19 protein-coding genes and 1 tRNA gene are annotated in these 20,385 nt (G+C 64.1%); 7 read left to right on the forward strand and 13 right to left on the reverse strand.

What is annotated here, in order from left to right; all coding sequences use genetic code 11:
* Positions 1–53 precede the first annotated feature (53 nt).
* Complete coding sequence (locus HX613_RS10830) at positions 54–593, forward strand: peptidylprolyl isomerase (RefSeq protein ID WP_235345330.1); 540 nt, start codon at positions 54–56, stop codon at positions 591–593.
* Between the two features lie 90 nt (positions 594–683).
* Positions 684–1,391 carry a rhomboid family intramembrane serine protease gene (locus HX613_RS10835; protein ID WP_235345333.1) on the forward strand — a complete coding sequence of 236 codons (708 nt, stop codon included), beginning with the start codon at positions 684–686 and terminating at the stop codon, positions 1,389–1,391.
* Between the two features lie 416 nt (positions 1,392–1,807).
* Here the strand turns inward: HX613_RS10835 and HX613_RS10840 are convergent, their stop codons facing one another.
* Positions 1,808–2,686, reverse strand: a complete 879-nt coding sequence (locus tag HX613_RS10840) for a cell division protein CrgA (protein WP_235345334.1) — start codon at positions 2,684–2,686, stop codon at positions 1,808–1,810.
* A gap of 380 nt (positions 2,687–3,066) precedes the next feature.
* Between HX613_RS10840 and HX613_RS10845 the strand changes: the two genes are divergently transcribed.
* From HX613_RS10845 to HX613_RS10860, 4 genes are all read left to right on the forward strand, one after another.
* Positions 3,067–4,170: a class E sortase gene (locus HX613_RS10845; RefSeq protein WP_235345335.1), complete on the forward strand. Its 1,104-nt coding sequence runs from the start codon at positions 3,067–3,069 to the stop codon at positions 4,168–4,170.
* 2 nt (positions 4,171–4,172) lie between these two features.
* Positions 4,173–4,346 carry a hypothetical protein gene (locus HX613_RS10850; protein ID WP_186293079.1) on the forward strand — a complete coding sequence of 58 codons (174 nt, stop codon included), beginning with the start codon at positions 4,173–4,175 and terminating at the stop codon, positions 4,344–4,346.
* Positions 4,343–5,017 carry an anthranilate synthase component II gene (locus HX613_RS10855; protein WP_235345336.1) on the forward strand — a complete coding sequence of 225 codons (675 nt, stop codon included), beginning with the start codon at positions 4,343–4,345 and terminating at the stop codon, positions 5,015–5,017. The genes HX613_RS10850 and HX613_RS10855 overlap by 4 nt, the downstream gene beginning before the upstream one ends.
* Before the next feature lie 179 nt (positions 5,018–5,196).
* Entirely contained in the window at positions 5,197–5,709 is a 513-nt protein-coding gene (locus HX613_RS10860) for a GyrI-like domain-containing protein (protein ID WP_235345337.1), read from the forward strand.
* A gap of 95 nt (positions 5,710–5,804) precedes the next feature.
* Here the strand turns inward: HX613_RS10860 and pknB are convergent, their stop codons facing one another.
* The 8 genes from pknB to HX613_RS10900 all read right to left on the reverse strand — a co-directional run bounded on the left by pknB (position 5,805) and on the right by HX613_RS10900 (position 15,839).
* Positions 5,805–7,730, reverse strand: coding sequence for a Stk1 family PASTA domain-containing Ser/Thr kinase (pknB, locus tag HX613_RS10865; RefSeq protein ID WP_235345338.1), 1,926 nt, complete (start codon positions 7,728–7,730; stop codon positions 5,805–5,807).
* 83 nt (positions 7,731–7,813) lie between these two features.
* Positions 7,814–9,649, reverse strand: a complete 1,836-nt coding sequence (locus HX613_RS10870; RefSeq protein ID WP_235345339.1) for a protein kinase domain-containing protein — start codon at positions 9,647–9,649, stop codon at positions 7,814–7,816.
* Positions 9,646–11,115, reverse strand: a complete 1,470-nt coding sequence (locus HX613_RS10875; protein WP_235345340.1) for a peptidoglycan D,D-transpeptidase FtsI family protein — start codon at positions 11,113–11,115, stop codon at positions 9,646–9,648. Before HX613_RS10875 ends, HX613_RS10870 begins: the two co-directional genes overlap by 4 nt.
* The gene (locus HX613_RS10880; RefSeq protein WP_235345341.1) at positions 11,112–12,701 is read right to left on the reverse strand and encodes an FtsW/RodA/SpoVE family cell cycle protein; all 1,590 of its coding nucleotides are present in this window, start codon (positions 12,699–12,701) and stop codon (positions 11,112–11,114) included. Before HX613_RS10880 ends, HX613_RS10875 begins: the two co-directional genes overlap by 4 nt.
* Positions 12,701–14,155, reverse strand: a complete 1,455-nt coding sequence (locus HX613_RS10885) for a PP2C family protein-serine/threonine phosphatase (protein ID WP_235345342.1) — start codon at positions 14,153–14,155, stop codon at positions 12,701–12,703. The genes HX613_RS10880 and HX613_RS10885 overlap by 1 nt, the downstream gene beginning before the upstream one ends.
* On the reverse strand, positions 14,152–14,670 hold the full coding sequence (locus HX613_RS22665) for an FHA domain-containing protein FhaB/FipA (protein ID WP_143922781.1): 519 nt from the start codon (positions 14,668–14,670) through the stop codon (positions 14,152–14,154). Before HX613_RS22665 ends, HX613_RS10885 begins: the two co-directional genes overlap by 4 nt.
* Positions 14,667–15,509 carry an FhaA domain-containing protein gene (locus tag HX613_RS10895; RefSeq protein ID WP_204235377.1) on the reverse strand — a complete coding sequence of 281 codons (843 nt, stop codon included), beginning with the start codon at positions 15,507–15,509 and terminating at the stop codon, positions 14,667–14,669. Before HX613_RS10895 ends, HX613_RS22665 begins: the two co-directional genes overlap by 4 nt.
* Before the next feature lie 156 nt (positions 15,510–15,665).
* The gene (locus HX613_RS10900; RefSeq protein WP_235345343.1) at positions 15,666–15,839 is read right to left on the reverse strand and encodes a hypothetical protein; all 174 of its coding nucleotides are present in this window, start codon (positions 15,837–15,839) and stop codon (positions 15,666–15,668) included.
* Between the two features lie 68 nt (positions 15,840–15,907).
* Here HX613_RS10900 and HX613_RS10905 point away from each other — a divergent pair.
* Positions 15,908–15,991, forward strand: a tRNA-Leu gene (locus HX613_RS10905).
* An 89-nt stretch (positions 15,992–16,080) separates the two neighbouring features.
* Here HX613_RS10905 and fni read toward each other — a convergent pair.
* Genes fni through mvk form a run of 4 tightly spaced genes read right to left on the reverse strand, consistent with a single transcriptional unit; the run spans position 16,081 to position 20,225 of the window.
* Positions 16,081–17,166 carry a type 2 isopentenyl-diphosphate Delta-isomerase gene (gene fni / locus HX613_RS10910; RefSeq protein ID WP_235345344.1) on the reverse strand — a complete coding sequence of 362 codons (1,086 nt, stop codon included), beginning with the start codon at positions 17,164–17,166 and terminating at the stop codon, positions 16,081–16,083.
* Entirely contained in the window at positions 17,156–18,247 is a 1,092-nt protein-coding gene (locus HX613_RS10915) for a phosphomevalonate kinase (RefSeq protein WP_235345345.1), read from the reverse strand. Before HX613_RS10915 ends, fni begins: the two co-directional genes overlap by 11 nt.
* Positions 18,244–19,236, reverse strand: a complete 993-nt coding sequence (gene mvaD, locus HX613_RS10920; RefSeq protein WP_235345346.1) for a diphosphomevalonate decarboxylase — start codon at positions 19,234–19,236, stop codon at positions 18,244–18,246. Before mvaD ends, HX613_RS10915 begins: the two co-directional genes overlap by 4 nt.
* The gene (gene mvk / locus HX613_RS10925) at positions 19,233–20,225 is read right to left on the reverse strand and encodes a mevalonate kinase (RefSeq protein WP_235345347.1); all 993 of its coding nucleotides are present in this window, start codon (positions 20,223–20,225) and stop codon (positions 19,233–19,235) included. The genes mvaD and mvk overlap by 4 nt, the downstream gene beginning before the upstream one ends.
* Between the last annotated feature and the right edge of the window lie 160 nt (positions 20,226–20,385).

Consider the following 20,385-nt stretch of genomic DNA (forward strand, 5'->3'; position numbering starts at 1 on the left):
AAACTGAGCCGTCGGAATCTGCGGAAGCCCCCGGCGCGTGGAAGAATGGCCCTATGAATACAGCTTCTACGCATACAGCAGTCCTGCACACCAACCATGGTGACATCACCATCAACCTCTTCGGCAACCACGCGCCGAAGACTGTTGCCAACTTCGTGGAACTGGCCAAGGGTGAGCGCGAATTCACCGACCCTGCCACCGGCGAACCCACCAAGCGCCCCTTCTACGACGGCCTCAACTTCCACCGCATCATCTCGGACTTCATGATCCAGGGCGGTTGCCCGCTGGGCACCGGCACCGGCGGCCCGGGCTACACCTTCGATGATGAGATCCACCCGGAACTCCAGTTCGATCGCAAGTACCTGTTGGCCATGGCCAACGCCGGCAAGCAGATGGGACGCGGCACCAACGGCTCGCAGTTCTTCATCACGACTGCCGAGACCCCATGGCTCAACGGCAAGCACACCATCTTCGGCGAGGTCGCCGACGAATCTTCGCAGAAGGTCGTCGACGAGATCAACAACGTCCGCACTGCTGCCATGGACAAGCCGGTCGAACCAGTCGTCCTGGAATCGGTCGACATCAACGGCTGACTCCGATTCGCCGGTGAGCATCGGTACCTGCTGTCCTGGGGTACTGAGACTCACTGAACTGAGACTCACTGAACTGAGTACCATGGTGTGATGGACACACCTCAGGAGGGCTCGGCCCGGGAGACCGGCCGGGCCCTTTCTGTGACCCCTCCGCTGGTCACCAGTGTGATCATGATCCTCACGGGCGTGGTCTTCCTGTCCCAACTGCTGCCCAGTCTGGATCTGACCCATCGGCTGAGCTTCGTACCCGCGCTCGTGCTCGAACAGCCGTGGCGGGTTCTCACGGTGGCCCTGGTGCACGAACAGCCCTCACCGTTCCATCTCCTGGCCAATATGATCGGCCTGTTCTTCTTCGGATCATTCGTCGAGCGGGCTCTTGGCCGCTGGCGATTCCTCGTCCTCTATCTGCTGGGAGCGATCGGTGGATCAGTCATGGTCCTCGTTCTCGCGAAGCCGTTCTCTGTGGATTGGGTGACGAACAACATCGGAGCCTCCGGTGCGGTCTTTGCGATCGTCGGCGTGCTGTTGGTGCCGACCCGGAAGCTCGACCGCAACATCACGGGGGTCGTGCTGTTCGTTGCCCTCAACTTCGGATACGGATTCCTCGTAGCAGGAGTGTCCTGGCAGGCCCACCTCGGCGGACTCATCGCCGGTTTCGTGCTCGGCTGCGGTGCTCTGCTGGTGCCGAAGAAGCAGTCGAGACTGATGTTCGCACTCGCGGCCCTCGGGCTGCTTCTCCTGATGCTCGCCGCCAGCGCTTGGCAGATCAACGACGTCTGGCAGATCGCGGCCATGTGAAGAGCACCGCTGACCACCCACACAGGTGCGCGCAATGACTCTCAGGCTTATATCAGACTTCCGTGAATAATTGGCGTCTTCGCGGACTGAATCTAGTTGTCCACAACCTTTATCCACATGGTGGATAACTTACATGCGTGTATTTCGCCAGGTCACAAGCCCAAAATAAGTTATGCACAAGCGACATTCCCGGCTTGGGTATAACTTCGTCCCTGTGGACAAGAGCCAGTCGAGGCAGTTGAAACGTCAATAGCGAGCCAGCACTCCACCCGCAGGTGACCGCCGTGGGGGCATGGGCTGAGGACGGGAACGCCAACGAAAAACGGGGGCCGCGTCGACTTGCGGGTGCGTACACCCGGTTGTCGACGCAACCCCCGTCCCGCCATTCGGAGCAAGCGTGGTGCGGTGCCTGGCGACTACCTCCAGCGCGTGGACATGATCAGCCCCGCGACGAAGAAGGCGAAGCCGATGAGGATGTTCCAGTTCTGCCAAGCCTCGACCGGGAACGCTCCCTGCGAGACATAGAAGGTCACGAGCCAGATCAGGCCGATGAGCAGGAGGCCGATGAGCACCGGCAGGAACCAGCGAGGATTCGGCTTGATCGTCTGCTGACCGGACTGCGAGGTGTAAGAGGCGGTCTTGCGACCCTGGGGGCGTTTGGCCGGATTGCCCGAACGCGAGGTGCGCTTGGTCGATGACCCCTTGGCACCAGCCCCCTTAGCCGATGAGCCCTTAGCGGAGGCACCCTTGGTGGTCTCGCTCTTCTCGGCAGACTTGCTGTCCTTGTCGACCTTGGCTGCCTTGTCGACCTTCTCGTACTTCTCAGTCTTCTTGGCGTCGGCGGTGGACTCGTCGGCTGTGTCGGCTGCATCAGCCTTATCAGCGGCGGCAGCTTTCTTGGCTCCGGAGCCCTTCGATGTGGACTTCTTGCCGGTGGCGGCTGCCGTGGACTTCTTGGCCGTCTCGTCATCTGCAGTGTTGTCGTCATCTGCGGCGTTGTCGTCGCCGACAGTGGAGGCGTCGGCGTCACCGTCGGCAGCCTCGGCGTCGGCAGCTTCAGCGTCGCCGTCGATGTCATCATCGTCGGCCACCACGTCGGATTTATCGGAGGACTCATCCAGGTTGAGGAGGTCGCCCTCGAGGCTCTCGTCCCCCAGGTCCTCCGTCTGCTCGACCTGCGAGTCCTCTACTGCCTCGACATCGTCGTTCGGCTGGGTCTTGGTTTCGACATTGGCCTTCGACGAGTTGCGAGAAGTGCGCTGGGGGCGCTGGGTCCGTCCGTTGGACTTGGCCACGAGTACTCCTTATACGGCCGACCATTGCTGAGGTCACCGATTGATGAATAGGGACAATCGGACATCAGTCTACTCGTGACATCCGGCAGTTTTAAAAACTCCAACTACCCTGAGAACGACCTGTTTGTGCAGTTTCATGCGATAAAGTGCAATACGGTGTCCCCGCTTGTCCTCTGGGCGAGCCTCGGATTCGAAACAATAGGCACGGTGCAGCAGTGGTGAATGGTCCCTTCTCGGGTAACGAATCAGACGCAGACGCGTCATCGCGACCCACTATTCGTCCTGCTCAGAGGCAGAACTCCTCGCATCACCCGGCCAATGAACGACACCAGTCACAGGGCGGATACAGCGGTTACGAAGCGAACCCGTCCACAGAGCCCATGACCCCCGCACCCGACCTCGGCGGGGCTCCGAATTCGGGCGCAGGATCGAACCCAGGATCCGGCTCGCTTTCAGCGACCGATCAACCACTTCCCAGCCGCCGTGAACTCCGACGTCGCGAGGCTGAAGCTGCGGCCGCCAACGGGGGTCCGACCGCCGTCTACTCCGATGCGCCACTCGGTTACTCGGACTCGACTCAGGTAATGCCCGCGGTCAGCAGCGGAACGGACCCCAACCTCGGCGCCCATGCGGGTGCAGGCGCGGGCGCTGCGAACAACAGCGCACAGAACTACAGCGCACAGAACGACGGCGGACACAACGACGGAGGTCGCCGCACCAATCGTCGGAGGCAGAAGCCGGAGCGTGAGCCGCTGGGCCCAGTTCGCGGCACCATCCGCACCTTCGGCGAACTCTGCATCACCGCCGGAATGGTTCTCATCCTGTTCGTGGTCTGGCAGCTGTGGTGGACCGATATCGAAGCCAACCGCGACAACGAGGTGCTGGCCGACCAGCTCACCGATGACTGGCAGAACCAGGACCCCAACGAGCTTCCGGAGGATCCGGACGAACCTGTCGTGGCGGATCCGGTGGGGAAGAACGAAGCGTTCGGCATTTTCTACATTCCGCGCTTCGGCGACGACTACTACCGCACGGTCGCCGAGGGTGTCGATCTCGAACCCGTCCTCAACCGGATGGGCGTGGGTCGGTACCCGAACTCCGCGATGCCGGGCGAAGTCGGCAACTTCTCGATCGCCGGCCACCGCGTCACCTACGGCAAACCGCTCAACCAGATCGCGAAGCTGCGTCCCGGCGATGAGATCATCGTCCAGACCAAGGACGGTTTCTACACCTATACGTTCCGCAACTTCGACATCATCCTCCCCGATGCAGTCGAGGTGCTCGCACCGGTCCCCAACGAACCGAAATTCAAGGGCAAGGACCGGATCCTCACGATGACAGCCTGCAACCCGATGTTCTCGGCCCGAGAGCGCTACGTCGCCTACGCCGAGCTCACCGACTGGACTCCGGCCGGCGACGGTGCACCGGAGAACATCAAGGACTCGAAAGCCTACGACAAGGTCAGCAAGAACGGTGGTGCCTGAGAATGTACGGTCTGATCTGGCGACTGCTTCCGGGCAACTGGTTCATCAAACTCATCTTCGCCCTCATCCTCATCGCGGCCGTGGTGCTGCTGCTCATGCAGTACGTCTTCCCGGTCGTCGCCCCCTACATGCCCTTCAACAACGCAACTGTGACTGATGGAAGCGGTGGCCAATGACAAAGATCCTCGTCGTCGACAACTATGACAGCTTCGTCTACACGCTCGTGTCCTACGTCCGTGAGCTCGGAGCCGAGACTCACGTCATCCGCAATGACGATCTGAGCGCCGAGGCTGTCGTGACCCTGGCATCGGAGTACGACGGTGTCCTGTTGTCACCGGGTCCGGGAGTGCCGGCCGAATCGGGAGTGTGCCCGGACCTCATCGCCTGGGCGGAGACGTCTGGCACCCCGGTGTTCGGAGTCTGCCTGGGCCATCAGGCGCTGGGAGAGGTCTTCGGCGCCACAGTGACCCACTCGCCGGTGCTCATGCACGGAAAGACCTCGGTCATCACCCACGACAGTCAGGGCATCTTCTTCGGCTGCAAGAACCCGCTGACCGTGACCCGCTATCACTCGCTGGCGATCGTTGATGAGACCATCGATCTCGAGAAGTTCCTGGTCACCGCCCGCACCGATGATGGGGTCGTGATGGCCATCGAACACCGTGAGCAGCCATTGTTCGGTGTTCAGTTCCACCCGGAATCCGTGCTCACGGAATGCGGCTACCTGATGCTGGGCAACTGGCTCGAGGTCTGTGGCATCGACGGTGCCGCCGCTCGGGCTGCCGCGATGTCTCCGATGGCCTCGGCGATCGCGGCGAAGCCCGTCCCGGCCGCCACTCCGGCCTAAGCGGCCGCCACTCCGGCTCAGACGGCTGCTTCGGCTCAGACGGCTGCTTCGGCTCAGACGGCTGCTTCGGCTCAGACGGCTGCTGAGGCGGCTGTTTCGACTAAGCAATCGCGCTCAGACTCTTCCTGTGGCCCTACTCGGCATATTAGGATCGTGAGACACACCGAGAGGACCCACTGATGTCAGAGTCGAGTATCAACCGGAGCGAACCATTCCCCGAACTCACCGTGTTCGAGGCGACGTCGGTCCCCACCGCCGTCGTAGAGGTCAGGAATGTCGCCATGGAGGACCTTCCAACCCACTTCGACGCCGCCTTCTCCGGGCTGTTCCCTGCCCTGGCCGAGGCTGAGCAGGAAATCGCTGGTCCCGCATTCGCGCTGTACACGCGCCAACCCAGCGACACCGTCGACCTGGAGATCGGCCTTCCGCTCACCTCGGGGCTGAAGCAGGCCCTGCCTCTGGGCGAAGACCTTATCGCGATCCCGTCCCAGCTGCCCGGCGGGTCGATCGCCGCACTGACCCATACCGGTGGATATGACGGATTGGGCGAGGCCTGGGCGGGGTTGATGAAGGCGGTCGTCGACGCCGGACACCACCCGGACCTGCCGTTCTTCGAGGTCTACGTGACAGAGCCGAACCCCGATATGGACCCGGCGGATCTGCGCACCGACCTCTTCCTCACTCTGTCCTGACAAGACGAACTGGGGCCGCCACCGAGACTTCTCGATGGCGGCCCCAGCCGTTTCAGACCTTCGGCGTGTCAGACCTGCGGTCTGGTCGGACTCACTCAGCGGTTGCCGTCGGCACCTGTGTCGGAGAAGCCGTCGAACCAGTTGCCTCCGCCTCCGCCGATGGCCTCGGCGTCCGAGTCACTGTCCTTGTCTTTCTCGGCACCGGTGTCATCGCCGCTGTCGTCACTGCCGCCGTCGTCAGACGGCGAGGTGGGGACCCCGCCGGGTATGGATGGAATGCTCGGCGACGATGGCTCCTCCGGCGGCTTCTTGGCCACCTTGACCGTGATCTCCGTGCCCTGCTTGACCTCGCTGCCGCCAGCCGATGACTGTTCGAAGACCTTCTTCGCCGGTTCGTCTGCGGTCTCGACCTCTTCGGTCTTGCACCCCAGCTGATAGTCGTCGCCTTCGAGAATCTCGCACGCTTCCTTCGCGGACTTGCCCGTCACATCGGGGACCTCGACCATTCCCGAGGACACGACGAGGTCGACGTTCGAGTCCACATCTACCTCGGAGCCGTTGCCGGGCTTCGTCTCGATGACGACACCCTTCTCCACGTCCGGAGAGTTCTGGGAGATGTGCGTGCCTGCCTGGAGCTTGGCGTCGTTGAGGATCTTGCGGGCACTTTCCTCAGATTTACCGGAGACATCGGGGACTTTGACGCTTTCGGGGCCGGAGGAGATGACCAGTTTCACGACGCTGTCCTTGTTCACCCGCTGACCGCCGGCGGGATCGGTCTTGATGGCCTTGCCTTCGTCGACGTCCTCGCTGTAGGACTCGTCCCGGTCGACTCTCAGGCCCTGTTGGATGAGGGCGGACTCGGCCTCATCGGCGTTCAAGTTGGCCACGTCTGTGACCTCGACCTGGACGATCGGCTCGGGCTTGTTGATCTCATAGACCCACAGCGCCACCGCGGCCAGAGCCAACAGCACGAAGATGCTGCCGATCCAGATCCAGGCGCGGGACCGCCTCGGCGGTGGTGGTTGTTCGTCCTGCTTGGACATAATCGTCGACACGGCACCCGTCTCGGGCTCCACCTCGGCGTCTTGAGCATACTGCGGGGGACCCATCATGGCCCCAGCCATCGGGAACGCCTGGGTGCGATCCATGTCGTCGTCGAAGCTCAGGGGACGACCGTCACGGGCCGCGAGGACATCCTCACGGAAGATGTAGGCGTCCTGGTAACGCTCGTCACGATCCTTCAGCAGCGCATGCATGAGGAGGCGGTCGACCTCAGGGGGAACATTCGGATTGTAGAAGCTCGGCGGCTTCGGCGTCTCTCCCACGTGCTGGTAGGCGACTGCCAGCTGCGAATCTCCGACGAACGGGGGGCGGCCGACGAGGAGTTCATAGAGTAGGCAGGCCGTCGAATACAGGTCGGAACGGGCGTCGACGACCTCACCGCGGGCCTGCTCGGGGGACAGGTACTGGGCGGTGCCCACGACCGACTGGGACTGGGTCAGCCCGCTGTTGTCCTTGAGAGCGCGGGCGATGCCGAAGTCCATGACCTTGATGTCACCCTCGGGGGTGAGCATGACGTTGGCTGGCTTGATATCGCGGTGGACGATTCCGTTGCGGTGGGAGTACTCGAGTGGGGCGAGTACACCGGCGACGACGTTGAGCGCCTCGTCGATGGTCAGGGTGCCGTGTTCGTTGAGGACTTCGCGCAGGGTCTGGCCTTCGACATACTCCATGACGATGAAGGGCACGGAGACGCTGGAGCCTCCGGTCTCCACGAAGTCCTCTTCGCCCGAGTCGTAGACAGCGACGATGCCCGGATGGTTCAGCCCTGCCGCGGACTGAGCCTCACGCTTGAGACGCGTGTGGAACGAGGGATCGCGAGCGAGATCGGACCGCAGAAGTTTGATCGCGACGCGCCGGCCGAGCCGGTTGTCGACGCCCTCGTGCACTTCTGCCATGCCCCCACGGCCGAGGAGCGCACGAACCTCGTACCGCCCCGACAGCACCTTGGGTTCATTCATTCTGGTCCTCCGCTTGGTTCACCCACGTCGTGGGAAAGTACTCCGCATGTCAAGTAGATTACTCGTCTTCTCAGCGCATGGTGTCAGCCAAAGATCGACTCGTCCAAGTTCGCGCCGGCACTGGGATCTTCGTTGCCGCCGCCTCCGGACGGGTTTCCGCCGCCGTCGTCGGAGCTGGTGGACCCGCTGTTCGAGTTCGAACCGCTGTTGTCATTGCCGTTCTGGCCGCCGTTCGGATCGCTGCTCGAGCCCGAGTCGGTGTCAGTTCCATTGTCGGTGCTGCTCGAATCGCTGCCCTCGGAATCGCTGCTCGAATCACTGTTCGAAGCACTGTCGGAATTCGACGAGCCGGTGTCGTTCGAGTTGCTGCTCTCGTTGCTCGAGGAGCCCCCGTCGTCGTTGCTGCTCGATCCCGAACCCTCGTCGTCGCTGGTCTCCGACGGTGTGGGAGTGCTCGAAGGTTCAGGTTCCTCCGTCTCCACCGGCTCTTCGGCCGGGCCAGAGGAGATGTAGAGCGTGACGGTGTCGCCCTCTTCGAAGGTGTAGCCGTTGTCGCCCTCACCCACATCGGCGACCGTGCCCGCTGCGCGGGAGGACTCGATGGTCTGGGTCTCGGCTTCCACCCCCTGTCGTTCGAGGTTCTGAGTCGCCGAGGATTCGGTCAGTCCGATGTAATCGCTCTTGTCGATTTCGATCGTCTTCGCTGCCTGCGAAGTCGTGGGAGCGCTGGTGCTGGGGTCCGGCTCGGGCTCGGCGTTGCCTCCTCCGAGGAAGAACCACAGCAGCGAACCGACGGCGATGAGTGCGACGATCGCGAGGATCCAGATGAGGGCGCGGCCCTTCTTCGACTGCTTCTCGTCGAGTTCCCTGTCCTCTGCGTTCTCCGCGTCGAGTTCGCTGCCGTTCGCAGCCCCGGCGCCCGCTGCACCGGCACCAGCAACACCTGCACCCGGGTAGACACGAGTCTCCTCGTTGGACGCCGTGACCGGCATCGCCTTGGTCGTCGGCACGGGTTCGGGGCTGTTGAAGACCTGGGTCAGTGCATCGGAGGCGGCGCTGCCCAGTCGCATCTGCGGCAGAATCTCTTCGGCAGCTGCGACATCGCCTGCGGCCAGCGCATCGGCGGCCCGGGATACGGCCATGGCATCGGAGGGCCTGCGTTCGGGCTTCTTCTCAAGCAGGCAGTCGACGAAGCGGCGCAATGGCTCGGACACCGTGTCCGGCAGCGGCGGATGCTGCTGGTTGACCTGGGCGATGGCGATCGCGACCTGCGAGTCACCGGTGAACGGACGCTGCCCGGCCAGTGCCTCATAGGCGATGATGCCCAGAGCGTAGAGGTCGGAGCCGGACCCCGAACCCTTGCCGGTGGCCTGCTCCGGTGCCAGGTACTGGGCGGTGCCCATCACCTGGCCGGTCTTCGTCAGCGGGGCCTGGTCGGTGACGCGGGCGATGCCGAAGTCCGTGATCTTGACCCGGAAGTCCGGGGTCATGAGGATGTTGCCGGGTTTGATGTCGCGGTGGATGACTCCGACCTTGTGGGCCGCCCCCAGCGCCTGCGCGGACTGGGAGACGATGCTCAGAGTGTCCGTCTCCGACAGGGGTGCGCTGCGCTCGATGATCGCCGACAGTGCCTCACCTGGCACGTACTCCATGACGAGATAGGGGGATCCCTGCTCGTCGCCGTAGTCGAAGACACCGGCGATTCCGGGGTCCGATGCCCGTCCCATGTTCTGTGCCTCGGCGCGGAACCGCGCGAGGAAGGTCGTATCCGAAAGGTATTCGTCCTTGAGGATCTTCGCCGCAATCTCACGGCCGAGCACGGAGTCGACGCCCTTCCAGACCTCGCCCATACCGCCCACGGCGATGCGAGAGGTGAGTTTGTATCGGTTTCCCAACAGGGTGCCTTCGACGGGTCTCATTCTTCGACCACCGCTTCCATCATGTCCTTGGCGATCGGTCCTGCGACCGTCGCTCCATAAGCTTCGTTGCCCGCGTTTCCGCCGTTCTCCACGACGACCGCGACTGCGATCTTCGGATCATCGGCTGGGGCGAATGATATGAACCACGCGTGCGGGGCCGCACCGGGTCCGTGCTGTGCGGTACCGGTCTTCGCGGCGACCTTCGTGCCGTTCATCTTGGCCACCGAGGCGGTTCCGTTCTCGACCACGCCTTCCATCATCGTGGTCAGCTGATCGGCGGTCTTACCCGAAACGGGCCGCGACATCTGCGCAGGGCGCATCTCCTTGATGGGTTCGAGGGTGCTCGCGTTCAGAACCCGGTCGACGAGCTGCGGCTTCATCATCTTGCCGCCGTTGGCGATTCCCGCCGTCATCATCGCCATCTGCATCGGCGTGGACCTGACCTCGTACTGTCCCAGCGAGGACTGAGCCAACTGGGGTGGATTGAGGTCCTTCGGGAACGTGGACGCACTGACGTTGAGCGGAATCTCCATCTCCTGGCCGAATCCGAACTTCTCCGCCTGTTCCTTGATCGCATCCTCGCCCAGATCCATTCCGAGTGAGGCGAATGAGGTGTTGCAGGACTCGGCGAGCGAATCGGCCAGGGACGGGCTTCCGCCGTTGCGGCAGGCGCCCGGATGGGAGTTGCCGATCGTGGAGGTGGTCTGGGGCAGGTCGAGCTCTGCCGGACCGTTCAGTGTCGAATCCGGCTTGTAATCGCCCGATTCCAGTGCGGCCGCAGCCACGAGGACCTTGAACGTCGAGCCCGGCGGGTACAGGTTGCCGCCGATGGCGCGATTATAGGCGGGCTTGTCCTCAGCGTTGTTGAGAGTCTCGAAGGCGGACTGTGCTGTCGAGGAGTCATGACTGGCGATGGGGTTGGGATCCCAGCCAGGTGTCGAGGCCATTGCGAGGACCTTGCCGGTCTTCGGATCGAGTGCGACCGCTGCACCATTCTGGTTGCCCAGTCCGTCCCATGCGGCCTTCTGCACCTTCGGATCGATGCTCAGCTCCACGGCCGCACCGCGGGGCTGCTCACCTGTGACCAGGCTGCCGACCTTGTCGTAGAACAGAGCGTCGGAGTCGCCGGAGAGGTACTCGCCGGAGGCACGCTCCATGCCTGAAGCTCCCGAGACAATGGAGTAGTACCCGGTCATGGAGGCGTATGCACGGGGGTCGAGGCCCTCCGAGCCGTACTTGCGCTGGAACTTGTATTTGTCGTCGACTGGTTCCGAGTAGGCGATCTTCTTGCCGTCGACGAGGATCGGACCCCGGTCGCGAGCCAGCTGGTCGAGGACCTTCCGGTTGTTGAGCGCATTGTTGTTCAGTGAGTCGGCGGTCACGAACTGAACCCAGCTGGTGGAGCTGAACAGGAGCGCGAACATGACGAACCCGACGATGCTGATGTGTTTCAGTGGCTTCTTCATCGTTCACCTCCGGTAGTGCCCAGATTCGTCGTCGGGTCCTCAACGGACCGGTCTGTCTCGAGATCGGCGGCGCCGAAGTTGGTCGTCGGCGCATCGTCGCTGGTGGCGCGATCCGTGGCGAGACGGCCAGTCGCGTGTTCGCGTGCTCCCTCGACACGTCTCGTGTCATTGCGATTCCCAGTCGCCCGCGCCGAGGCGGTGGCGTCGTCGGGATCCTCCGTGATCTTGAGGACACCGGTGTGGAACTCCTCCACCGGTCGCCTGGCATTGTCGGAGATGCGCAGGAGCAGCGCGATGATCATCCAGTTTGCGATCAGAGACGACCCGCCTTGGGCGAGGAACGGCGTGGTCAGACCCGTGAGCGGAATGAGGCGGGTGACGCCGCCGACGACGACGAAGACCTGCAGGGCGATCGTGAAGCTCAAGCCCGTGGCCAGCAGGGTGCCGAAACCGTCGCGCAGCTGCTGGGCGGTCTTGATGCCGCGCTGGAAGATGAACAGGTAGCAGAGCAGGATGACGAAGAGTCCCGCCATGCCCAGTTCTTCGCCGAGGCTGGCGTAGATGAAGTCGGATTCGGCGAATGGCACCATGTTCGGTCGACCTTCGCCAAGACCTGTGCCGAAGAGCCCTCCATTGGACATGCCGAACAGGCCCTGAACGAGCTGATACGACCCGCCGGCTTCCTTGTTATAGACCTCAGGGTCCAGAGCGCTGAGCCAGCCCTCGAGACGCTGCTGAACGTGCGTGAAATATAGACTTGCGAATACTGCTCCCAGGGCGAAGAAGCCCAGGCCGAGCAGAATCCAGGCCCTCTTTGCCGTCGCGGTGTAAAGCATTGCGACGAAGAGCCCGAAGAAGAGCAGCGAAGTGCCGAGATCTCGCTCGAACACGAGGACGCCCACACTGGCGATCCACGCGGCCACTATCGGCCCGAGGTCGCGAAGTCGTGGCCACCTGATTCCGAGGAACTTGGGGCCGGCGAGGACCAGTTGATCGCGATAAGTAACCAGATATCCAGCGAAGAATATCGTCAGCAGGATTTTCGAGGCTTCGCCTGGCTGGAACGATCCGAAGAATGGAACCTTGATCCAGATGCGCGCCCCGTAGTGCTCGGTGCCGAGTCCGGGGACCAGCGGGAGCAGGAGCAGGATCAGTCCTGTGAGTCCGGCGATATAGGTGTAGCGCCGCAGCGTCCGATGGTCCTTGAGGAAAACGAGAACGGCGACGGCCAGTCCCACACCCAGCGTCATCCAGATCAACTGCGTCATTCCACTGTTCTGGAACTCGGGGCGGCCCAGGTCGACCCGGTAGATCATCGCCAGGCCCAGGCCGTTGAGCAGAACCGCGATCGGGACGAGAACAGGGTCGGCGTACTTGGCCTTCCACCACACGACGATGTGGATGATGAGGCCGAGTGCGGCCAACCATGCCGCGTACTGGTAGACATTGGCGGGGATCGTGTCCTCGGTGCCGAGTCCCACGAGGGCATAGGCGCTCGTGGATACGGCGATTGCGAGGATGAGGAGGCCGAGTTCAGCCAAGCGATAAGGCCGTGGCCGCGCGCCTTGGTTGGGGTTCGCGGACATTACTGTGACTCCTCAGTGATGGCATCACTGGGATCGACCGCTTGGGAACTCGGTGGTGACGGTGCGGGATCGCTGGGGCTCGCGGTGTCTTCGGCATTACCCGAGACAGTGCCGGACTTGTCGGCTTCCTGACGCAGGTTCTCGATGATGCGATCGGCCTCGTCGCGGGAGTCAGCCTGGATGGAGCCGCGCAGACGATCCTGCGAGAAGCTGTTGAGGGTGCCGACCTCGATGTCGGTGGTGTCCTCGAGCTGGCTGAGTTCGATGGGTCCCAAGGTGGTGTCGAGTCCCCGGTAGAGGGTGACTTTCCCGTCGAGATTCGTCAGGTAGTAGTGGTTGTTCATGTAGTTGTAGGCGAAGAATCCGCCTACGGCGATCGCGACGATGACGATGGCAGCGATGATCCAACCCAGGTAGGACCGCTTTTCGACCTCGTCGTCGTCAGCGTCGAGGTCATCCTCCTCGGTGGGTTCGTCCCTGTCGGACGTCTCCGTGTCGGTGCGCTGGGAGGGTGGGACCACCTCGGCGGTGGGCTCCTGCTTATCGGAGTCGGACACCGCCTGCAGGGGAACGGTGTCGGTGGGGGTGTCGCCGTTGCCGTAGTGGGGCTGTGTCTCCGCGCTGGCTTCGTCGACGTCGGGGTTCATGCCGATCGTGGCGTACTTCGGGTTGAGGTGGACGGAACCGACGGAGCTGCCGTGCACGGTGTCGACGGTGCCCTCGAGCACGTCGCCGATGACGACGGTGACGTTGTCGGCGCCGCCCCCTGCCAGGGCCAGGTCGATGAGCTGACGGCAGCATTCGTCGGGATCGGAGACCTCGGCGAGGATACGGGCGATGTCATCGATGTCCGCGAAGCCGGTCAGCCCGTCCGAGCACAGCATCCAGCGGTCGCCGACGTGGGCTTCGCGCAGGGTGAGGTCGAGATCGGGCGAGGCTCCGACGTCGCCGAGGACCTTCATGACGACCGATCGCTGCGGGTGGGTCTCCGCCTCGTCAGCGGTGATGCGGCCTTCGTCGACGAGCATCTGGACGAAGGTGTGGTCGTGGGTGACGGTCTGAAGTTCACCGTCGCGCAGCACGTAGCCGCGGGAGTCGCCGATGTGGGCGAGTGCGAACCGGTTGCCCGGTGCCCTCAGCAGAGCGGTGACCGTGGTGCCCATGCCGGCGAGCTCGGGCTGTTCGGCGACACCGCGGCAGATGCGGTCATTGGCCTCGAGGATCGAGGTGCGCAGGATCTCCAGAGCGTCTTCGCCGCTGGGTTCGCGATCGAGGTCGGCGAGGCGGGAGACGGTGATCGCCGAGGCGACGTCTCCGCCTGCGTGACCGCCCATTCCGTCAGCGATGAGTAAGAAATTCGGACCCGCATAGCCGGAATCCTGGTTGTTCTTACGCACCAGCCCGGTGTGAGACCGGGCTGCTGAACGGAGGGTGATCGTACCGTCGGTCGTCACGATTGGGTCTCCAGCGTCGTATGGCCGATGGTGATCTGGGTGCCGATCCGCAGACTGATGGGCGAATGCATGGGCGAGCCGTCGACGATCGTCCCGTTCGTCGAGCCCAGGTCCTCCAGGACCCAAGAGCCGTTGGCGGCCACGATTCGCGCATGATGGCTGGAGGCGAAATCGTCATTGATGACGATCGAGTTGTCCGGTGCACGCCCGAAGGTCACCGGCGCCCCGGAGAGAGTGATCAAGGTCCCGGTCAAGGGCCCACCGGTGACGCGGACAGATCCCGGATGCGCTTGAGACCTCGCGGGAGCAGGCGTCGGCGCGGGGACCGGTGCTGGTCTGCTCGGTGCCGGACTCGGTGCTGCGTTACGGGAGGCCCTGCCACCTCGGCGAGACTTCCTGGGGGCCTTTTTGGCACCGAAGATGTCGCGCCTGAGGACACCGGCCACTCCGAGGACGAAGAGCCAGAGGATGATGAAGAAGGCGAACCGGAAGACGGTGACGGTGAATTCGCTCACTGGGCGTCCTGTTCGATCTCGTGGTAGCGCACCTCTGCATCTCCGGCCATGAGGACATCACCGTCGGAGAGGTTCGCCGAGGTGAGCTTGCGGCCGCGCAGAAGTGTTCCGTTGGTCGATCCGAGGTCGTTGGCGACCGCGTGATCGCGCTCGACGGTGATCTCGAAGTGTCGGCGGGAGACGCCGGGGTCGTCGATGACGTAGTCGGAGCTGGATGAGGACCGTCCGAAGACGTTCGTGCCCTGGTGCAGTGCGTAGTCCTGGCCGTGGATGGTCACGCTCGCATCGATCGTGCGTGACCTGGACGGTGCGGCCTGGCGCACTGGCGCCGGTGTGGGTTCCGGGGTGCGCCTGGGCGGGACCGGACGGGAACCGGAGTTGGCCTGTCCTTCACCCACGATGTTGTGTGAGCGGGACACGGGATCGTAGCCGCCGCGGTTGGCCGGCTGGGCCGCGGGCGATCCGTCGGGACGCTGGGTGCTTGAGACGACACGGTACATTCCGGTGTCGAGGTCTTCTGCTTCGACGAATTCGACGGAGACGGGACCGACGAAGCTGTAGGCCTGCTCGACCGCGTGATCACCGATCACCTGTCGCAGGTCCGAGCGGAGTTCGTTCTCGAGGCCCGAGAGCCGGTCGAAATCTGTGGGTGACAGCTCGATGCTGTAGTGGTTGGCGGTCAGTGTCCGTCCGCGCGAGACGACTGCGGCCTTGTTATCGGCTTCGCGTCGCAGCGAGCCGGCCAGTTCGACCGGTTCCACCTGTGAGCGGAACGCTTTGGCGAAGGCGCCGTTGACGACATTCTCCAATCCCTTCTCGAAACGATCGAGAATCCCCATGGCACCTCCTCATCCAGGTGTCGTGCGCGTGACGAACGTTTCGCCACCAGCCCGGACTGTGCGTCCGAGCGAGTCTGTCTAGGTGAGTCCACGCTCGGAAAAGGACACCGAGACGGAGACACCAACACCCAATCCTAACGCGGTGAAGCTCTCAACTCACGTCACTGGGTATTTCGGGGCCGAGGTCTGCTCGGATTCCCGGCGGTCGTCCAGCTTAGGGGTTGTCGCTGAGTACTCCTTGAGCTTCTGACGAGCGCCGATGTCATGGGAGATGAGGCGTGCGTCACCCCAGACGCGAGACCGACAGGCAGTGAATGTGAACGTCGACACGTTTCGGGCGTTTCGGCTGACCTCGGTTTCATTCTTCGGGGTCGCGATGCTAGAGTTTTCTCTTGTTCGCGCGAGTGGCGGAATTGGTAGACGCGCTGGCTTCAGGTGCCAGTGATCGCAAGGTCGTGGGGGTTCAAGTCCCCCCTCGCGCACAGTGAACAACAGCCCTTCACCGGGGCCCTTCGGGGCCGAGGTGGAGGGCTGTTTCGTGTGTGGGAGCGTTTGGAGGCCTGGGCCGGGGTCAGCTCCCCGAGCGTCGGGACAGTTCCTCGACGTTGATTCCGCGCAGACGGCAGAATTCGCCGAGGCGGCCCCGTGTGAGCAGGTCTGTGCGGGTGAGGTCTTCTGCCGTCTCGGCTCCGAGCAGGGCGAATAGCGCCCTGGTCTGAGACTGCCACGTGTTCACCACTTCAACGAGACGGTCCGCGCCTCCATCGAGCACGGCCTGCAGGAACGTGCCGGCAACCCCGACGGCCCGCGCACCGCAGGCAAGGGCCTTGACGACGTCATAGGGGTTGCGCACCCCGCCGGAGGCGAGGAGCACGGGCCCCTGGACGGGGGAATCGAGCAGGCAGGTCAGGGCGGATTGGCCGAACCCGGTGAGCATGGAGAAGTCCTCGGCGCCGGCGCGGTCGTTCTCGATACGGAGGAAGTCCGTGCCGCCGGCGCCGCTGACATCGGCGAAGCGCACGTCGATCGAGGCCAGCAGCTCCAGCGTGCGACGGCTGAGCCCGAAACCGACCTCCTTGACGATGACCGGCACGGGGCAGGATGCGACGATCTGTTCGAGCCCGTGTGCCCATTCGGAGAAGTCGCGGGTGCCCTCGGACATCGCGGTCTCCTGCACCGGGTTGATATGGATCTGAAGGGCGTCGGCCTGCAGCAGGTCGACGGCACGGCGGGCATCCTCGGCGCTGCGACCGGCACCGAGGTTGGCCATGACGAAGCCGTTCGGGTTCTCCTCGCGGATGATCGTGAAGCCCTTCGCCGCGTCCGAATCGTCGAGAGCCACGCTCATCGAACCGCAGGCCATCGGCAGCCCGGTCTCGGCGGCCGCGATCGCAAGGTTGCGGTTGATCGCCGCCGTCGTGTCGGTGCCTCCGGTCATGCCATTGACATAGAAGGGCGTCGGCCAGGTCCACTCGCCGAGGCGGACGCTGAGGTCGACCCGTTCCGGGTTCGTCCCGCCGAGGGCATGGTGGACGAACTCGAGATCGTCGAAATCGGTGCGCCGCGGCGCTTCGGACTGCTGCTCGGAGGCCAGCCGGACGTGATCGTCCTTGCGTGTCGCGCGGGCGGAACGGGCCTGGGGGCTCTCAGAAGTCATCAATGCTGCCTTCGGGTCGGTGCGGGGTCAGGCTGAGTCGGCGGATGCCGTGGCGCTCCCACTCGCGGAGGATGTCGATCGTGGGCAGTTCGGCGTCGGAGAGGGCGATGCCGCAGTCTCCTCCGCCGGCGCCCGAGGGTTTGGCCGCGGCACCGTAGGTTTCGGCGATATCGCACAGCGCGGCCAGCTGTTCGGTCTCGATCTGGCTGCCGGAGGACTCGCCGAGTCGCTGCAGCAGTCGGCGTGTCTGCCGGATGCGGTCGAGGGCGCCGATCGCATCATCCTCGTCGAAGGCGGCGACGAGTGCATTGACCCCGAGCCGGCTCTCGTCGGTGAACGACTCGAAGGGGCGCGCCTTCTCCCTGCCCGGGGTGTGCACGCGCTTGACGAGATGGTCCGTCGAGGCCGGGGAACCGGTCCAGCCGACAAGCAGATGCAGGGATTCGGGTGGGCTGATGCGGGTGACCCCTGACCCAAGCCATTCGCTGCAGTGCAGCGCCGAGGCGACTCCGTGGACTTCGCGGTGAAGCTTCAGGGCCGCGCGGTCGGGTGAGGAGTAGCGGATCCACCCTCCGAAGGTGCTCGCCGCGAGATCCCCGCCCGAGGCGTTGGGAGAGATGGCGATCGTGGCCAGAAGAGCGAGCTTATAGCGTTCGGTCCGAGTCAGGCCCAATGTGTAGAACTCGTCGAGGGCGGCGATCGCGGCAGTCGTCACCGCGGCCGAGGAGCCGAGACCGAACTTCCGTCCGCTGGCATCGTCAAGCTCGCTGGAGATGTCGAGGTCGAAGTACCGTGGCGGTGTCCCCATCTCTGCCCGCAGCTCTTCGACGACCGAGATCGCAGCGAGCACATAGTCTGCGGGCCGGTGGTCGAGCACGATGCTCTGGCTGTCTGCCTCGCGGAACCAGACCAGCGGGGTCTGACCGTATTCGCTGGAGTGGATGCGGCCGGCATCTCGGCTTTCGGTGAGCCGGACGGTGATATACCGGTCCACGGCGACGAGCACGGCCGGTTGGCCGGGTTCGACGACAGCGTATTCGCCGGCGACGAAGAGCTTGCCTGGTGCACGCGTCTCGATCATGAGATCACCTCTGTCGCTGCGGGCACCTCGGAACCCTCGGGCAGCAGATGGGCTCCCGGTCCGGGGCCGACGATTCGGATCTCACCGAGTCCGTCGAGGGCCTCTGCCACGGCCTCGGCGTTCTCGGGTCGTACGAGGACGACGACATTGGGCCCAGCATCTGCTGTGGAGTAGGCCTCGAGTCCGTTCTCGCGCAATTTCTCGACCGCGTCGAAGATGGCCACGCTCAGCGGCCGGAGGAACCGGATGGGCGGAGTCGTCGATTGGATGAGCGCATGCATCCTCAGCGCGTGCGACTCCGTGATCTCACCGATTCTCGTGAAATCGCCTTCTCGACAGGCCTCCATCATTTCCGACAGGCTTTCCTCGGTCGAACTCACCCAGGCATCGTAGAAGGGAGAGGTGGCGGCGGTCAGGCGCATGGCTGCGCGACTCGACACCGGTTTTCGACCCCGGTCAACGGTGACGACCACCATCCGCATGTCCGGTGCGTCGACGGGCTCGGCGCACGAAGCCTGATCATCACCCGCGTGCCACACTGCTACCCCGGGCACGACGGAGCGGCAGGCCGATCCCGAGCCGAGCCGGGCGAGCCGGCTGAGAGCGCGGGTGTCGAGGTCGAGCTCGAAGGCAGCGGCGGCCGCAGTCGCAAGTGCGGCGAACCCGGATGCAGATGAAGCGAGGCCAGCTCCAGTAGGCACGGAGTTGCGCGAACGAACGATCACCGGCTGCTCGGAGCCGGCGAGGGAACGGACGTGGTCGAGGAACGCGGTAGTGCGTCGTGTCTGCTCCTCGTCGGCGGGTTGACCGTCGAGCTCCAAGCTGTCGGCATCACCGTCAGGATTCGGCACGACCGTGGTCGTCGTTTCGAAGGCGTCGAGCGTCATCGACAGGCTGCCCGCCGCCGGGAGAATGCGGGACTCGTCGCGCTTGCCCCAGTATTTGATGAGGGCGATGTTCGGATAGGCGCGGGCGGTTGTGGTTCTCATGTCGTGGATACCTCCGTTGTCCAGGTGCGCGGTGCTCCGGCGGTGCGAAGCGCGAGCGCCAAGTGTTCGGCCTGTTCGTCCGAGTCGGCGAGAGCGAGGGCGCAGCCTCCGAGGCCGCCTCCGGTGAGTTTGGCGCCGTGGGCTCCGGCTGCGAGTGCTGCCTCGACGAGCGCATCGAGGGCCGGGCTGCTGACTCCGATGCTCCTGAGCAGCTTGTGTGCGTCGAGCATCCGCGACCCGAGCGTGGCGAGGTCGCCGGATCGAACGTCATCGACCGCGTCCTCCGTGAGTTCCCCGAGGTGGGAGATCGCGGCCTCAACGTGCTTCGGCTGTGCGGCGCGCAGTTCGCGAACCCCGGCGACCGCCTCGGCGGTGGAGCCTTGCTGGCCCGAGTCTGCGACCACGAAGATCAGCCTCCTGCCGACGTCGATCGCTGTGGCCCGACCGCTTTGGAACCTGATGGGCACTTGAGTTGCGACGGCCCATGCGTCGATTCCGCTGGGGCGACCGTGCGCAACAGATTCTGCCCTCGCCACGACGGCGTGGAGAGCGTCACGGTCGAGGACCTTCCCACGGAGATCAGCCACTGCCCGTGCGATCGCGGTGGCAACTGCAGCGCTCGAACCAAGGCCGCGACTATGGGGAATCGCACTGCGAATGCCGACCTGGACCTCGGCGGTCTCATCACCTGTGGCCTCGAGGGCCGCGCACAGTCCGGCGACCACGGGCCCCATCTGAGGTGGTGCTGCTTGGGCAGTGCCGGAGAACAGTTGGCTGTCGATGTGCGTCTCCCGTCCTGGGGTGAGGCGAATGTCGGCCTGTGCCCCGAGTCCGTGAAGAGGGACGGCGAGCGCAGGGGCTCCGTAGACCACGGCGTGTTCGCCGAAGAGTATCGCCTTTGCATGGGCGTGGCCCTGTGCGGGATATCCGAGCCCAGCGCCTCGCGCACTGGAGGTGTCGCACGGGTCGGTTGGAGAGGAATTGTGCATGCGGCGCGAAGTCAGTGGGTGTCGTCGCGGACGAGGTCGATCCCTGACGGCCTCGTGCAGGGGGCGTGGTTCTGTGTTTCGGTCATGGTGGTTCCATCCTATGCCGTACTCCGATTCTGCTGTCGGGCGGAGGGCTCGGAGACGAGACAGTTTGCCGAGG

The organism is Brevibacterium sp. UCMA 11754, from assembly GCF_021532275.1.
Classification (GTDB): Bacteria; Actinomycetota; Actinomycetes; order Actinomycetales; family Brevibacteriaceae; genus Brevibacterium.